The 15,903-nt window shown below is 67.9% G+C and carries 16 protein-coding genes; 3 read left to right on the forward strand and 13 right to left on the reverse strand.

Annotated elements, in window-relative coordinates:
• Positions 1-12: 12 nt before the first annotated feature.
• The 4 genes from iolB to iolC are packed head-to-tail and all read right to left on the reverse strand — an operon-like array spanning position 13 to position 4,490.
• The gene (gene iolB / locus DEJ12_RS07865; protein WP_111029581.1) at positions 13-936 is read right to left on the reverse strand and encodes a 5-deoxy-glucuronate isomerase; all 924 of its coding nucleotides are present in this window, start codon (positions 934-936) and stop codon (positions 13-15) included.
• A gap of 8 nt (positions 937-944) precedes the next feature.
• Entirely contained in the window at positions 945-2,456 is a 1,512-nt protein-coding gene (locus DEJ12_RS07870; protein ID WP_110864410.1) for a CoA-acylating methylmalonate-semialdehyde dehydrogenase, read from the reverse strand.
• Positions 2,453-3,442: a class I fructose-bisphosphate aldolase gene (locus DEJ12_RS07875; RefSeq protein WP_035807563.1), complete on the reverse strand. Its 990-nt coding sequence runs from the start codon at positions 3,440-3,442 to the stop codon at positions 2,453-2,455. Before DEJ12_RS07875 ends, DEJ12_RS07870 begins: the two co-directional genes overlap by 4 nt.
• Complete coding sequence (iolC, locus tag DEJ12_RS07880) at positions 3,435-4,490, reverse strand: 5-dehydro-2-deoxygluconokinase (RefSeq protein WP_111029582.1); 1,056 nt, start codon at positions 4,488-4,490, stop codon at positions 3,435-3,437. The genes DEJ12_RS07875 and iolC overlap by 8 nt, the downstream gene beginning before the upstream one ends.
• 190 nt (positions 4,491-4,680) lie before the next feature.
• Here iolC and DEJ12_RS07885 point away from each other — a divergent pair, with 190 nt between their 5' ends.
• Together DEJ12_RS07885 and DEJ12_RS07890 are read left to right on the forward strand one after the other, a co-directional pair.
• Positions 4,681-5,943 (forward strand): DNA recombination protein RmuC, encoded by a 1,263-nt coding sequence (locus tag DEJ12_RS07885; protein WP_111029583.1) that lies wholly within the window; start codon positions 4,681-4,683, stop codon positions 5,941-5,943.
• 23 nt (positions 5,944-5,966) lie between these two features.
• Positions 5,967-7,067: a DUF1266 domain-containing protein gene (locus DEJ12_RS07890; protein ID WP_111029584.1), complete on the forward strand. Its 1,101-nt coding sequence runs from the start codon at positions 5,967-5,969 to the stop codon at positions 7,065-7,067.
• 30 nt (positions 7,068-7,097) lie between these two features.
• Here DEJ12_RS07890 and DEJ12_RS07895 read toward each other — a convergent pair whose 3' ends face one another.
• The 9 genes from DEJ12_RS07895 to glpX form a co-directional block, all read right to left on the reverse strand.
• The gene (locus tag DEJ12_RS07895; protein ID WP_056072871.1) at positions 7,098-7,673 is read right to left on the reverse strand and encodes a hypothetical protein; all 576 of its coding nucleotides are present in this window, start codon (positions 7,671-7,673) and stop codon (positions 7,098-7,100) included.
• A 73-nt stretch (positions 7,674-7,746) separates the two neighbouring features.
• On the reverse strand, positions 7,747-8,526 hold the full coding sequence (locus tag DEJ12_RS07900) for an ankyrin repeat domain-containing protein (protein WP_111029585.1): 780 nt from the start codon (positions 8,524-8,526) through the stop codon (positions 7,747-7,749).
• 221 nt (positions 8,527-8,747) lie between these two features.
• On the reverse strand, positions 8,748-9,287 hold the full coding sequence (locus tag DEJ12_RS07905) for an RNA 2'-phosphotransferase (protein ID WP_309147156.1): 540 nt from the start codon (positions 9,285-9,287) through the stop codon (positions 8,748-8,750).
• A 3-nt stretch (positions 9,288-9,290) separates the two neighbouring features.
• Positions 9,291-9,707 carry an SMI1/KNR4 family protein gene (locus DEJ12_RS07910; protein ID WP_111029587.1) on the reverse strand — a complete coding sequence of 139 codons (417 nt, stop codon included), beginning with the start codon at positions 9,705-9,707 and terminating at the stop codon, positions 9,291-9,293.
• A 188-nt stretch (positions 9,708-9,895) separates the two neighbouring features.
• Positions 9,896-10,654, reverse strand: coding sequence for a PoNe immunity protein domain-containing protein (locus tag DEJ12_RS07915; protein WP_111029588.1), 759 nt, complete (start codon positions 10,652-10,654; stop codon positions 9,896-9,898).
• Positions 10,655-10,769: 115 nt separating this feature from the next.
• Positions 10,770-11,051: a YrhB domain-containing protein gene (locus DEJ12_RS18325; protein ID WP_081612280.1), complete on the reverse strand. Its 282-nt coding sequence runs from the start codon at positions 11,049-11,051 to the stop codon at positions 10,770-10,772.
• 6 nt (positions 11,052-11,057) lie between these two features.
• Entirely contained in the window at positions 11,058-12,647 is a 1,590-nt protein-coding gene (locus DEJ12_RS07925; protein ID WP_146245551.1) for a toxin glutamine deamidase domain-containing protein, read from the reverse strand.
• A 148-nt stretch (positions 12,648-12,795) separates the two neighbouring features.
• Positions 12,796-13,611, reverse strand: a complete 816-nt coding sequence (locus DEJ12_RS07930) for a hypothetical protein (protein WP_111029590.1) — start codon at positions 13,609-13,611, stop codon at positions 12,796-12,798.
• A gap of 83 nt (positions 13,612-13,694) precedes the next feature.
• On the reverse strand, positions 13,695-14,684 hold the full coding sequence (glpX, locus tag DEJ12_RS07935; RefSeq protein WP_017886722.1) for a class II fructose-bisphosphatase: 990 nt from the start codon (positions 14,682-14,684) through the stop codon (positions 13,695-13,697).
• Positions 14,685-14,843: 159 nt separating this feature from the next.
• Here glpX and fbaA point away from each other — a divergent pair, with 159 nt between their 5' ends.
• Positions 14,844-15,872: a class II fructose-bisphosphate aldolase gene (gene fbaA, locus DEJ12_RS07940; protein ID WP_017886723.1), complete on the forward strand. Its 1,029-nt coding sequence runs from the start codon at positions 14,844-14,846 to the stop codon at positions 15,870-15,872.
• Positions 15,873-15,903 lie beyond the last annotated feature (31 nt).

Raw genomic sequence — 15,903 nt, forward strand, 5'->3', positions numbered from 1 at the left:
GCGTGGTGGTGGTCACGCCTGCTTCCTTTCGTAGGGCAGTCGTGGGTCGATCGATTCCGATGCCCACGCCTGCCGGACCCACCCGTGGGCGGGGTCGTCGGTGATGTTCCAGACGCGCTCCGGGTCGGGCCCGGCCATCACGTTCAGGTAGTACATGTCGTAGCCCGGAGCGGCGACCGCCGGACCGTGCCAGCCGTACGGCACCAGGGCGACGTCGCCGGTCCGGACCTGCCGGAACTCGTCGATGGCGCGGTCGTCCGAGGCGTACGTGCGGTGCAGGGCGAACGGGTCGGCGGCCTCGGGCGCGATCGACTCGAGCCCACGGGACACCGCGGCCTCGTAGTAGTAGATCTCCTCGAGGTTCGACTCCGAACCGGGCACGTTCGTGTCGTGCTTGTGGGGCGGGTACGACGACCAGTTGCCGGCCGGCGTGATCACTTCGCACACGATGAACTTGTCGGCGTCGAGCGCCGCCGGGGTGCCGAAGTTGTGCACCTGGCGGCTCGACTGCCCGGCGCCGCGGAGTTCCACGGGTACGTCCGGCCGGGCCACGTAGGTGGTCGGCTTGACCGTGTCGGTGGGGGCTTCCGCGACGGCGAACCGGCCGCTGCCGGTGATGGTGGCCGTGGAGCCCGATCCCAGGTACAGGACGTCGGTGGGACCGTCGAAGACGCTCCCCCGCCCCTGCAGGGTCTGCTCGCCGTCCCCGGCAGCGCCCGAGTGGGTCACGTGGAACGACCCGGCGAGCGGCACGACGATGCGCTCGACGGCGTCGGCCGGGAGGCGCAGCTCGCCCCCGTCGGTCAGCGCGCCGGTCCGGAGCCCGGTGTGCGCCCACCCCTCGATGCGACCGTCGACCACGTCGGTCCAGCCCGCCTCGGGCCGGGAGCCCGCCGGGATGAACCACTGGTCGTGCTGGTGCTGTTCGTTCGCCATGCTGCGGGTCAGTTGTTCGACGGGAAGCCGAGGTTGATGCCGCCGTGCGACGGGTCGAGCCAGCGGCTCGTGATCGCCTTCTGGCGGGTGAAGAAGCTCACGCCGTCGGCCCCGTACGCCTTGTGGTCACCGAACAGCGAGTTCTTCCAGCCGCCGAACGAGTAGTAGGCGACGGGCACCGGGATCGGGACGTTGATGCCGATCATGCCGACCTGCACGTCGCGCTGGAACCGTCGGGCGGCGCCACCGTCGTTCGTGAAGATGGCGGTGCCGTTGCCGTACGCGCCGGAGTTGATGAGCTCGAGGCCCTCTTCGTAGGTGGCGACCCGCACCACGCTCAGCACCGGACCGAAGATCTCCTCGGTGTAGACGCGGCTGGTGGTGGGCACCTGGTCGATCAGCGTCGGGCCCAGCCAGAAGCCGTTCTCGTCGCCGTCGGGTCGGACGGTGCGGCCGTCCACCACAACCACCGCACCGTCCTGCTCTGCGACCTCGATGTACGAGGCGACCTTGTCACGGTGCTGCTTCGTGACGAGCGGCCCCATGTCGCACCCGCGACGACCGTCGCCGATGCGCAGGGTCGCCGCGCGGTCCTTGATCTTCTGGATGAGCTCGTCGGCCACCGGCTCGACGGCGACGACGACCGAGATCGCCATGCAGCGTTCACCGGCCGAACCGAAGCCGGCGTTGATCGCGTTGTCGGCGACCAGGTCGAGGTCGGCGTCGGGCAGGACGAGCATGTGGTTCTTCGCGCCGCCGAGGGCCTGCACGCGCTTGCCGTGTTTCGTGCCGGTCTCGTAGACGTACTGCGCGATGGGCGTGGAGCCGACGAACGAGATCGACTCGACGTCGTCGCTGGTGAGCAGGCCGTCGACGGACAGCTTGTCGCCGTTGAGGACGTTGAAGACGCCGTCGGGCAGCCCGGCCTCCTTGAACTTCTCGGCGAGCCAGATGGCCGCCGACGGGTCCTTCTCGCTCGGCTTCAGCACGACGGTGTTGCCCGCGGCGATCGCGATCGGCAGGAACCAGAGCGGCACCATCGCCGGGAAGTTGAAGGGGCTGATGATGCCCACGACGCCGAGCGGCTGGCGGATCGAGTAGACGTCGATGCCGGTCGAGACCTGGTCGGAGAACTCGCCCTTCATCAGGCTCGGGATGTTGGTGGCGAGCTCCACGACCTCTTGCCCGCGGGCGATCTCGCCCATGGCGTCGTCGATGACCTTGCCGTGCTCGCTCGTGATGATCTCGGCCAGCTCGGCCTTGTCGCGGTTCAGGATCTCGCGGAACGAGAACAGGATCGCCTGGCGCTTGGCCAGCGACAGGTTGCTCCAGCCGGGGAACGCCGCCTTGGCGCTGCCGATGGCCGCCTGGATCTCGGACTCGTCGGCCAGCGCGACCTGCTTGGTCGCGACGCCGAGCGCCGGGTCGTACACGGGGGCGGTGTTGCCCGACGCGGATTCGACGCGCTTGCCGTCGATCCAGTGCCCGACGGTGGTGGTGGTCGTGTCGGTGAGCGTCATGCGTTGCTTCCTTCCGAGATGGACGAGTCCATGGTGGTGGCGCCCGCGAGCCGAGCGGCTGGGTCGTGGGCATCTGTGGAGAACCCGCCCCGGGCCTCCTGGCTGTGGACGAGACCGGCGGCGACGTCCACGGCGGCGGCGACGTCGCCGTCCGAGGGGTAGAGCAGGGTGCGTCCGACGACCAGGCCGCGGACGCCGGGCAGGGCCAGGGCGTCAGCCCACTTGGCGTACGTCTCCAGCGGGCGCGAAGCCGGGTCGCCGCCGAGCAGCAGCGTCGGCAGCGTCGTCGCGGCCATCACGCGCTCCATGTCGTCGACCACGGGGATCTTGAGCCAGCTGTAGGCGCTGGACTCGCCGAGTCCCGCAGCGATCGCCATCGAGGTGATCACTGCGTCGGCCGACAGGTCGTTGACGACCCGGCCGTCCCGCCACTCGGACATGAACGGCTCGAGCATGATCGGCAGCTGGAGCGCCGCGGCCTCGCTGACGGCGCGGGCCGTGGCCTCGAGCGTCGGCGCGGTGCCCGAGTCCTCCAGGGCGATGCGCACCAGCAGCTTGGCGAAGTCGAGCCCGGAGTCCTTGATCGCCTGCGCCGAGTACGCCGTGTACCGATCGTCCATCTCGAACGTGGCGCCGCGGAGTCCCCCGCGGTTCATCGACCCGACGACGACCTTGCCGTCGAGGGCGCCGAGCAGCGCGAGGTCCTCCAGGATGTCCGGGGTGCCGAGCACGCCGTCGACCCCCGGCCGGCCGAGGGCCGTGACGAGCCGCTCGAGCAGGTCGTAGCGGTCCGCCATCGCGGACTCGTCGTCGCGAACCGCCAGCGCACCGCGTGCGGGGTGGTCGGCGGCGACGATGAAGAGCTTGCCGTCGTCGGCGAGCAGGGAGCGCTTGCGGCGGGCGTCGAGCGTGGCGCGCACCAGGTCCGGCTGGCCGGCACGGATGTCGCGGAGGCGCTGGAAGTCAGCGGGGCTGAGCTCAGGCATGGGTCTTCTCCTCGGTGTACGTCTCACCCGTGTGCGTCTCACCCGTGTGCGTCGCACCCGCGTGCGTCGTGCCCTCGGCCGGGTTGTCGGTCAGGAACTGCTCGATCTCGTCGCTCGTCGGCATCGCCGTCGAGCACTCGAACCGCGTCGCGACGATCGCGCCGGCGGCGTTGCAGAACGCCAGGATCCGCTCGAGGCTCCAGCCCTGCAGCAGTCCGTGCGTCAGCGCGCCGCCGAAGCCGTCGCCCGAGCCGAGCCCGTTCACGACGTCGATGTGGTGCGGACGGAACTCGACGAACTCGTCGCGGGTCTTCGCCAGCACGCCCTTCGGCCCCTGCTTGACGATCGCGATCTCGACACCGCGGTCGAGCAGCGCGTCGGCGGCGCGGACCGGGTCGGTCTCACCGACCGCGACCTCGCACTCCTCGCGATTGCCGACGGCGACGGTGGCGTGCTCGAGGGCGATCGCGACCTCGCGCGTCGCGGCCTCGGGGCTCGACCAGAACATCGACCGGTAGTCCAGGTCGAGCACGGTGTGGGTCTTCGTGCTGTTCTGCGCGGCGGACCGGGCTTCGTAGGCGACGTGATGCGCCTGTCGGCTCGGCTCCTCGCTGAGGCCGGTCACCGTGGTCCAGAAGATCTTCGCGCGCTCGATCTCGTGCAGCGGCAGGGACTTCGCCGTGATCATCAGGTCCGGCGCCTTCGGGGCCCGGTAGAAGTAGAGCGGGAAGTCGTCCGGCGGGAAGATCTCGCAGAAGGCGACGGGGGTGTTCAGCCCCTCCACCGTCTCGACGAACGCGTTCGCGACCCCGTACTCGGGCAGCGTGCGGGCGATGTACCGGCCGAAGGGGTCGTTGCCCGTCCGGGTGATGACCGCGGCGTCCGCGCCGTGTCGAGCAGCGGCGATGGCGACGTTCGTGGCGCTGCCGCCGACGGACTTCGAGAAGGTCGAGACGTCCTCGAGCGGGCCGGTCTGCTGCGGGTAGATGTCGACGCTGACGCGTCCCATCGTGATCACGTCGTAGGCGTGGGGAGCTTGGTTCGTCATGCGACGCGGTGGACCTTCCGTGCGGCTTCATCGGCGGACGATCACGACTGTACACCCTGTTTGCCCTAATGTCATGACATGGATTCCGTGGTCCGTCACGTTGGTCCCGTGGCGCTGGTCACGCTGGTTCTGCGGGGCGCGCCGGAGTGCCGGGAGGCGCGGTGTCGGTGGGTTCTGCCAGGGTCGCGACATGCAGATCCTCGCCCTGGTCATCGGTCTCGTGATCGGCATCGCCGTCGGTGCGGTCGTCGCCTGGTCGCTCGCCCGCTCGCGCGCGGGCGTCGACGCCGCGTCGTCCCGTGCGACGGCCGAGGCGCTCCGCGGCCAGCTCGAGGCGGCCCGACGCGACGCCGAGGAACGCCTCGACGCCCAGGACACGCAGTACCGTCGCCAGGTCGACTCGCTCGAGCGGCGCTCCGCCGAGCTCGAGCACCTGGTGCAGCGCATGCACGGCGTCGACGCGGCACGGAACCAGAACGAGTCCAAGGTGCTCTCCGCGCTCAGCCCCGTGGCGCAGACGCTCGACGTGATGCGCACGAAGATCGCCGAGCTCGAGCAATCGCGGAGCGAGCAGTACGGCGCGCTGTCGGCGCAGCTCCGGTCGGCCGCCGAGTCGGAAGAGCGCCTGCGCGCCACTGCCGACACCCTGGCCAGCGCCCTGTCGTCGAACAGCACGCGCGGCGTCTGGGGCGAGACGCAGCTGCGCAACGTTGTCGAGGCCGCCGGGCTGCTCGAACGCGTCGACTTCGACGTGCAGTCGTCAGTCACCACCGCCGTCGGCTCCGCCCGCCCGGACATGGTCGTGCACCTGCCCGGCGGCAAGACCATCGCCGTCGACGCCAAGGTGCCGTTCAGCGCCTACCTGCAGGCCGCCGAGATCCCGGCGACCGCCACCGGTGCCGAGGCAGCTCGACGCGACCAGCTCATCGCCCAGCACGTCAAGGCGCTCCGAGCGCACGTCGACGCCCTTGCCGCACGGGAGTACTGGACCGGCTACGACGCCTCCCCCGAGCTCACCGTCGCCTTCATCCCGTCCGAGTCGCTCATCTCGAGCGCACTCGCCGCCGACCCCGGCCTGCTCGACCACGCCTTCCGCAAGCGCATCGCGCTCGCCTCTCCCGTGACCCTGTGGTCCGTGCTCAAGACCGTGGCGTTCTCGTGGCAGCAGGACGTCGTCTCGCAAGAGGCGCACGAGCTCTTCAAGGTGTCCCGCGAGCTCTACGGCCGGCTGTCCACGATGGCGGGGCACGTCGACAAGCTCGGCCGCTCGATCCGCGGCTCCGTCGTCGACTACAACCGCTTCGTCGGGTCGCTCGAACGCCAGGTGCTGCCGAGCGCCCGTCGGCTCTCGCTGCTCGACGAGTCGAAGGTCATCGCGGACCCGTCCTCGATCGAGGACGAGCCGCGGCTGCTCACGGCGCCGGAGCTCGTCGGCGCCGTCGACGAGGACTGAGCTGCTCGCTACGATCGATCGTCATGGGGGAAGCACTGCAGAACCATCCCGGCGACCGCGAGTTCCCGGTCCGTCCACGCTGGCGGCACCGGGCGATGGTCGCCAAGGCGCGGAAGCAGACCGGGCGACGACGGGACCGCGCCGCAGCGTGGATCATCATGGCGATCGCGATCGTGGCGTTCTTCGTCGTGCTCCTGATCTCGATCCTCGCCCCGTACGACGTCCGGCAGCACTTCGGGTACGGCATCCAGGCGGTGTGGCGCTGCTTCCTGATCGCCGTCGTCGTGTGGTTCGTGCTGACCTTCATCACCTCGCTCCGTGACATCGGGCTGCCGGTGCGGGAACAGCGGCGGTACCGGGAGCGCACCGGTGCCCGCGAGCTGCCCGTCCACCGACTGCAGCAGCTGGCGCTCGCCTCGTTCGGCGACTTCCACGAAGGATGGTGGCCAGCGTCGCTCGCCCCGTACGGTTCGCGGGTGGAGCTCGGCGGGGAGTACCTGCAGGACACCACGCCGTCGCCCTTCGTGACCATCCCCCTGCCCCCGCTGACGTTCCTGCGCCGCGAACTCGACGAGACCTACAAGATCGCCAGCGGGCGGGACGCACAGGCCTTCGCCGTCGACCTGCTCGGTCCGAAGAGCGTGTCGTGGCAGTTCCTCGCGTTGAGCCGATCCGCCGAGGGTGAGACCCGGCTCACCCGGCTGTCCTCACTGCTCGGCACCGACCCGTGGGCAGGGTCGAGCCTGCTCGAACGCCGAGCGGACCGCCCGCCGAAGCTGCTCTGGTCGATGGACGTCAAGAACGCGGTCACCGCCGTCAGAGGTGCGTACGCCGCCGGGCTCCTGAGCGAGGACGATGCCTGGTCGTCGATCGACCTGGTCTCCGATGTCGCCTTCACCCTCTTCGACTCGTGGGACGACTACTTCGACAACCTGCGGGCCGCGTACGCCCTGGTCTACGACGAGCTCAAGACGGTGCAGGAGTTCGATGCCGGGCGGCGTGAGCTCTTCGCCTCGAACTGGCCGGTCACGCGGTTGCCGTGGCCGGGGTCGCCGGGGGCGCTGCTGCCGCGGACCGTCAGCGACCCGCTGTGGGCGGACGAGGACGACGCGTCGGTCTCCTGACCACGACAGGATCGCCCTCGGGGCGACGGCTCATGCGTCGGAGTACCCGGGGAGCGCGCGGACGGCCTCGGCGTTGCGGTCCCACTCCGCTGCGATCCGCCCGATCGGCCACGCGTCAGACCCGCCGAACAGCCACATGGTCCCCAGGATCACCATGTCCGATGCGAAGGCGGCGAGGTGCCCCGAAACCGGCATGAACTCGTCCATCTCCCGTTCCTCGGCGGACCGGTCGATGTGGTGCCGAAGCGCCTTCCCTTGCATCAACGGCTCTCTCACCGTCCATCCGGCAGTCCGTGCCGCAACCGATGGTGGGTCGGAATCGCGAGCGGCTGCGAATGCCACCGCCGCGTAGGCACCACGCTGCCTCGTCCATTGGGTGTGGGACACACCCTCGTCAGGGACGCGCAGCGCGCGTGCCGCCGTGCTCACACGGGGAGCGTCCCCGTAGACCGCGATCAACACCGATCCCCAGATCAGCGCAGCCCCGCCCGGAACCGTGACGAACGACTTCACCCGAGCCGCCTTCTCGAAGGCGTTCCGGACCTGCTTCGGAACGTCCATCGAGGACGGATCGAGCGCTGTGCGGAGCACTTCGACGTCGATCACCTTGAACCACCTTCGTTCGTGTCGCGACCAGGAGCCTTCGCCGCGATAGCGCACTTCATTGCCTCTTGATCATTCACGCCGTCTGCCTCCGCTCGAGCTTCGCCGCACGATCGAGCACCTTGATCAACGGCTTCGGCGCCAGGAACGCTCGTGCCAGCCCTTGAGCGGTGAAGCCGTCTGCACCGACCAACCTGGCCTTCGCTCCGGCACTCAGCATTGCACTGGCGCCAGCCACCGCGTCGTCCACAGAGACCGGGTGTGGGTTCGACCGATTCGGTCGCACGGGGAGAGAACGTCGTACGAGCAGTCGGAGCGGAGTCTCTCCAGCCACGGCAGAGTTGAGCAGAGCCGCATCGGCACGAATTGCTGATTGGATGTCGATGAGGGACCCATGCGTAGCGGCCTCGAACACGACGGATACGCCCGCCTCATCATCCTCGAACACCCGATCCTGCTGCAGCATGGTGATGAGCCCGGCGGGTGCGTCCCCCAAGATCCGGGCATAGCTCAGTGGGGTCGCACCAAGGTCGTTGACATGGCACGGATCAGCGCCGGCGTCGAGCAAGACGGCGACCGGATCAAGTCCGCCGTCGCCTGAGTTCGTCACTGCGAGCTGCAGCGGCGTCGTCCCCCAACGGTCCGGCGAGTCCACCTCCACCCCGAGGTCCAGGAGTGCTCGCATCGCATGCACCGCACCGGTCTGAGCCGCGAAGTGGAGGGGCGTGAGGGCGTCGGCATTGGCGCGTGATGCTGAAGACACTTCGAAGCCTTCCGACGCGATCCTCGTGATCGCCTGCGGATCGTCCGCGATGATCGCATCCCAGAACGCAGAACTGTCCATCGCTGTGCTCATCGGATGATGTTATCCAGGACGTCCACGCCACCCGACTGCAAGCCCAGCTGGTCGGGCCTGCGCTTCTTCCGAGCAGTCTCACGTCTGATGAGATGAGACTGCCGTCGCCCCCTCGCACTCGCGGGTGACTGAGAAATCGATCCGTTCGACGGGTGACCGTCTCGAGCGCATCGCCCAAGCAATGCAGGAGCCCCGCTACTCGCGCGGCTGAGGCAGGCGCGTCATTCCGCCGAGATGTACCGCGCGGGAACGAGCAAGGCCAGGGTCACCCGGCCGTGGCCCTCCGTGAACTCCACGCCCTCCCGGTGCGCGCGAGCTGCATCGATTCGCAACAGGACGGGAGCGGTGGACTTGCGCCGCCCAGCCTGCATAGCCAACTCGCGATCGGTCGTCAGATGCGCGTACTGGCGCCCCATCGGTAAGAGCCCTTCGCGCAGGATCGACTCAGCCGCAGCGGGGGAAGTTGCATGCCAGAGCACCGGCTGCGGAACGACCGACGGCTTCACCATGCGCTCGTCCGTCGAGTGCCCGTACTGAGCACGGATCCGGTCGCTTTCGACGGCGAAGCGCTGCTTGTCGGACTCGGCGACCACGCGGCGCAGATCTTCCAACGATGCCTGAATGCCCGACCGATCCAAAGCGTCGGCAAGATCTGCGAGCGGGACACTCCCGTCAGCGCCGAGTTCCAGCCCGTACGCACCCGGTTCGTGCCGCAACGCGTGCGACATCGCCTTGCTGATCGACGTGTCCCTACGAGGCAGGTCTCAGTCCTCTTCCTGCTCCGCGAGCCACGCTGCTCGATGCTCCTCCATCTCCTCCCACCAGACGTCGAAGGACGTCCACTGCCCCCGGTACTCCGTCCCAGGTGAAGCAAACGTATGGATGATCAGCACGGGAGGGTCGCCCGAATGGTCGCCACCGTCAAAGCAGAACACATCGTCTGTGTCCTGGTGCTTTGCGAAGGGTACGAGGGAACGGGTCGGATACTGCTTCGCGACGATTTCAGCCCAAAAGTACAAGTCGTCTTCATACTTAACAAGCCACGACCATGGTTCGACCGCCGGCAGATCATCAGCGGCGACCAGGTGCAGGAAGCGATTCGGGAAGAGGAAGAACTCTGGCTGGATCAGCCGGATAACGACCAGGCGTTCGTCGACGGTGAGGTGACGAAGAGCTCTCATCCTGCACCCCCTTGCGAGACGGAATGTGTCGTCGTAGCTGTAGGGTTCGCCGGTAAGTCGGTCGGTCTTGTTTGCAGGAGACGGACTTCTGCGAGAACCGAACGGCCCCGGGTTCCACGATGGCCCCAATACACCTTTGAATCACTCATGGCCCCTCCCAGAGGTCCTCGTTCGGGCAGCCGGGCGGCTCATCCGTCCTGCTGGCCGTCGACGAGGTCGACTGGATAGTACGGCGACGACCGCAACACGGAGTCGTCGAGCCCGCGCGCCACGACGAGCCCAGCCGCCTCCCAAGCCCAGTACCCGAAGTACGTTTCAAAGCTATCCCCCTGCACTGCCTTCAGCGCTGGGGCCCACCAAATGAACGAGATGTTCTTCTGCCAGGCTTGCACGTACCTGTTCAGCGCAGAAATGGCGCGATCCGGCGTCCCGGTCGCGGCCGTATCGAGGTTCTGGAACAGCCGCTTGTGCCACACGGAGTCCCGCACCGGTTCGACCCCCAACAGTGTCCCGAGCACTGGGTCAGCGCCTCCAGCAGCAGCAACGATCTCGATCAACCGATCCGTCAACGCCGAATTGACGCCGATGCACCGCGCCACCGACGCCAAGCACAGTGCGTAGTAGTACGGCGGCTTGTCGTTGAACGTCAGCGCTTCTAGCGGGGAGCCACCGTCAGGCACGGCAGCGTAGCGGTTCCAGTTCTCCCAGATAGTGACGACCGACTCGAGATCATCCGCGAGGAGTGACGTCGGAAAGCCCGCCGAGTACCGCGCGCCCAACAGAAAGAGCGCGTTGTCGAAGCTCGCGGTCGTTCGAATAATCCCAGCTCGCACGTCGTCGGCCCGGAACACATGACTGAACGGGCGAAACCCCTCGACGCCGCGCGTCAAGACTTCTATCGCATCGGTCCAGTAGGCCGCACTCACTCGGCTGTCGCGTGGAGTCATGTCTTTTAGCGTAAACGTGCCGCCGCATCGAGCAGTTGCGGTATGCACGAGCCGTCCGGACTGATCTTGATGACTGCGCGCTCGAGCGTCTCATCCGCTCGAGCCGGAACTGGCTTCACCGAGACCGACTGATGACCCGCTGGCCCCGTTCCTCTATTTGTGATTCAACCGATGTGTTCGTTTGAAGAGTGAAACAGGCACTGCCGTCTTTTGGTACAACAAAGGGGCCATTTCCAGCTAGGCTAAACAACGGGTTTTGTGTCTCGTAATACTCTCGGCTGTTGTAAAGAACGATCCACCAATCGTCGGTCTCGATCCATCCCCTATCCCAAATAAGGTCTTCGTCAGCGCGCACTTCCTTCGCAAATTCATCCTGAGCATCTTTGAGAGTTCGCATGCACCATCACCGTGTCTTGAGTAGGAAGAGTTGATCGAAGTTCTCCAACTTGGCAAACGTTCCTGACTGTCCGTCGAGGAACACAACACCATTCCGATCGTGAACAACGTTGAACACGTGGCCGACTGGATTGGTACCCGCCCTGGTCCCGAATACAACGCCACGAGCCCCCTCGCCAGCGGACTCGAGCCTAGCCACGATCGAATCGTACGACCGCACCGGTTGGAAGTCTCGGATGGACTTGCCGAAGTGCTCAGCGACGTCGGCGACGCTCGCGCCTCGCGTGAAGACGGGCATTGCCGAGACGGCTTTCCCATCGAGCACATGCTCTGTCGCGATGACACACCTCGTGCAGTTCATGCTGAACCCGTCCACACCCCGGGCGAGCCGCTCCGCGTTGACCATCTTCAGTGGTCCGTACTCCCGCTCGAAGACTGAGCGGAGAACTTGCGGGTCTGCGGAGTCAGCATGAATCGCCCGACGGAGACCGCGAGGAACGCTGGTTGCGAGGTCGCGGACCATCGGCACACCGGCATTCAGAGAACGGACTGCCCTGGTGCCGGACGTGACATCCCCGGCCGCGGTCAGCATCCCCGTGAACTTTGCCGTGCGGGCTCCTGCCGACAAGGCACCAGCGGCCGGCACGCAATCAATGAGGGAGAACGCGAGGTCCCACCCGTCGGCTTCGCCCTTGCTCATCTTGTACAACGTGTCCGCCAACACCACGAGCGCGATCGCCGCGATGATCAACGTCCACGGCCCCGGGATGATCATCGCGATGATCCCACCCACCGCGACGACGACCTTCGCCACCGACACGATGGTCTCCCACGCCTCGGACCCGAAGATCTTGTCCCACGTGGACTGCTTCCCGAGGCCCGCGTCCGCAGCTTCACCGATCTTCGTCGCGGTCCGCTGCTCCGCGTCCTGCCAGTCACCCTTCGCATCCGCCACGAGCCGCTTCGCCGCATCGATCCGCGACTGCGCCGCCGAGATGTCCCCCTGCGCCGACGACACCGACCCCTGCGCGACGGAAGCGTTGTCGGACGCTGCCCGCAACTGCGCCGGCGAGGGAACATCCACCCCGTCCGGCACGTCGGAACCCGCCGGGTACTTGTCGGCGACCTTCGACAGGTCCTTCGACGCGGACTCGTAGTGCGACAGCGTCGACTGCGCATCCGCCAGCCGGTCCTGCGCCGCGGCGAGGTCCCCGGTGGCGTCCTTCGCGTCCGCCAACGCACCATCGGCCCGGTACTGGGTGTCATCGACCGTGTCAGCCCACCCCGACAACGCCGTCGCGGCGAGTTCGTACGAATCGACGAGCTTGGTCAGGTCCGACGGGGTGTCCTCGATCGCGTCGACGAACACATCCGCGGCCTCACCCTCCCAGTCGGTCAGCCACCCGGACCCCTTCACCGACTGCAACCGGGTCGACGCGTCATCGGCCGCGTCGGAGATGCGCTGGTACTCCCGCGCCATCATCCGCAACGTCGACGGATCCCCCTTGACCGGATCATCCCCCTGATCGACAACGTCCCACCCCGACGGTCGCCCCATCATTCCTCCCCAGGTCCGATCTCTCGCGCCGTTGTCCACAAGCGCGCGAGTGTGACCATATCAGGGGGCAGCGACGGGGACGAGTGCCGCCGACCGGGGTCGACCCGTCAGAGGGCCGCGCGGACCGACTCGAGATCCGGGAAACCGCGGAGCCGGTAGCGCGTCGGGCGGACCTCGAGTTCCTCGATCAACCCGGAGGCCAGCTCCCGCAGCCGACCGAACGGCACGGGCTGCGTCTGCCCATCGAGGTCACGAGCACGATCGTGTCGACCGCGGCGACGACGGTCTCGACGTCCTCGGTCCACGACGAGTACGAGAAGGCCGGGTCGTCCTCGGCGAGCCGGGCGACCGAGACCGCACCGACGTGGACGTCCTCGCCCCGCCGGTCGAACGACTCCTGCAGGGCGTCCTGCTGCAGGTTCGCGGCGGTCGCCGTCCAGAGCGCGCGGATCGTCCGGAGCTCGCCGTCGAGTGACGGGTGCTCGAACCGGACCCACCCGTCACCGCGCAGCACCATGGGCGGTCCACTCAGGACCTCGCCCTCGTCGTCGGCCAGGATCTGCTGGGCGACACCGGCCGCGACCTGGAGCCCGTCCTCGTCCTGGTCGCCGGTGACGATGAACGTCGTCGGCGCGACCGGGAAGACCACTGCGCTGCCGCGGAACTCGATCCCCTGGAACGCCTGCGGTGCGAGCACGAGCACCACGGCGAGGTCGGGGTCCTGGATGACGATCGTGCCGGGCTGGATCACCGCCACGTCGCCTCCGGCCTGCTCCTGCGCGGCGGCGACGGCTGCACGCAGGACGTCGTCGTCCGCCCAGCCCATCTCGGCGAGCGCCGGCGCGGTGAGGATCACGCCGTCCTCGTCCGCCAGGATCACGCCGAGGTCGGGCGCCACCGGCACGACGTGCGGCAGCCGGTCGGCCGTGCCGTCCGCCTCCGCGTGCAGCGTGCGGATGCCCGCGGTGTCCAGTCCGACGATCCGTGCCGTTGTCGCAGTCATGCGTCGAGCCTACGCAAGGGCTCGTACAACGGGGCGCCGCCGGAAGACCGGCGACGCCCCGAAGCGGCGGACGATCGTCCGGCCTAGAACCACTTCTCCGCACGGTGGTCCGCCTGGATGCGGCGGATCGTGTTCGAGCGCGAGCGGAGCACGAGCGAGTCGGTGTGGATGACGCCGCGCGAACGACGGACACCGTCGACCAGGACGCCGTCGGTGACGCCGGTGGCGACGAAGAACGTGTTGTCCCCCGTGACCAGGTCGTCCTGGTCGAGGACCTTGTCCAGGTCGTGGCCGGCGGCGATGGCGCGCTCGCGCTCCTCGTCGTCCTTCGGCTGGAGCTTGCCGAGGATCACGCCGCCGAGCGCCTTGATCGCGCACGCCGTGATGATGCCCTCGGGGGTGCCGCCGACACCGACGCACATGTCGATGGTCGAGCCGGGCAGGGCGGCGGCGATGCCACCGGCGACGTCACCGTCGAGCAGCAGTCGCGTGCCGGCACCGGTCGCGCGGATGGCGCGGATCAGCTCGTCGTGGCGCGGGCGGTCGAGCACGGCGACGACCATGTCCTCGAGGTCCTTGCCCTTGGCCTTCGCCAGCGCGCGGATGTTGTCACCGATCGGCTTCTCGAGGTCCAGGACACCGCGACCCTCGGGGCCGGCGGCGATCTTGTCCATGTAGAAGACAGCGGAAGGGTCGTACATCGAGCCACGGTCCGAGACGGCCATGACGGAGATGGCGTTCTGGCGGCCTGCGGCGGTGAGCGAGGTGCCGTCGATCGGGTCGACCGCGATGTCGCAGGCCGGGCCGTGACCGTTGCCGACGTGCTCGCCGTTGTAGAGCATCGGGGCGTTGTCCTTCTCGCCCTCGCCGATGACGACGACGCCGTCGAAGTTCACCGTGCCGAGGAACTTGCGCATCGCGTCGACCGCGGCGCCGTCGGCGAGGTTCTTCTCACCACGCCCGACCCACGGCTGCGCACGGATCGCGGCGGCCTCCGTCGCACGCACGAGCTCGAGCGCGAGGTTGCGGTCGGGCTGGAGGAACAGGGAGCCGGTCTCAGTCGTGGGAGTCACGACCCGAGCCTACCGACCGGCGGCCGACCGACGGTCCGGACACCGGGCCCGTGCACGCATGTGCACGCCGGACGTGAGCCGACCGCGTAACCCGGACCGCGCCTCCAGTCCGGCTGACTACGATCGGCGGGGACATCACCGAAGTCGAAGGAGATCCACGTGCCCATCGCAACGCCGGAACAGTACGCCGAGATGATCGAACGCGCGAAGGCGGGCAAGTTCGCGTACCCCGCGGTCAACGTCTCCTCCTCGCAGACCATCAACGCGGTCCTCCAGGGCCTGCAGGAAGCCGGTTCCGACGGCATCCTCCAGGTCACGACGGGCGGTGCCGACTACTTCGCCGGCCACACCATCAAGAACCGCGCAGCTGGTGCCCTCGCGATGGCGAAGTTCGCCCACGAGGTCGCCAAGAACTACGACATCACGGTCGCGCTGCACACCGACCACTGCCCGAAGGATGCTCTCGACGGCTTCGTCCTGCCGCTGATCGCGGCGAGCGAGGAAGAGGTCCGGCAGGGTCGCAACCCGATCTTCCAGTCGCACATGTGGGACGGTTCGGCCGTGCCGCTCGACGAGAACATCGAGATCGCGAAGACCATGATCGAGAAGACGCGGAACATCAACGCGATCCTCGAGGTCGAGATCGGCGTCGTCGGCGGCGAAGAGGACGGCGTCCAGCACGAGGGCACGAACGACGCGCTCTACACGACCCCGAACGACGTCGAGAAGGTCGTCGACGCGCTCGGTCTGGGCGACAAGGGCCGCTGGATCGCGGCGCTCACCTTCGGCAACGTGCACGGCGTCTACAAGCCGGGCAACGTCAAGCTCCGTCCCGAGCTCCTCGGCGAGATCCAGGCGTCCGTCGCGGCGAAGCACGGCACCGGCGAGAACCCCCTCGACCTCGTCTTCCACGGCGGCTCCGGCTCGACCGACGACGAGATCCACGAAGCCGTCCGCAACGGCGTCATCAAGATGAACATCGACACGGACACCCAGTACGCGTTCACCCGCTCGATCGCGGACTCGATGTTCCGCAACTACGAGGGTGTCCTGAAGATCGACGGCGAGGTCGGCAACAAGAAGCAGTACGACCCCCGCGCCTGGGGCAAGGTCGCCGAGACCGCCATGGCGGCTCGCGTCGTCGAGGCCGCGAAGGTCCTCGGCTCGGCAGGCCACGCCAAGGGCTGAGCAGGTCCGTCCGGCCGGGTCCACCGGCCTG

The sequence above is a fragment of the Curtobacterium sp. MCLR17_059 genome (assembly GCF_003234665.1).
GTDB lineage: Bacteria > Actinomycetota > Actinomycetes > Actinomycetales > Microbacteriaceae > Curtobacterium > Curtobacterium flaccumfaciens.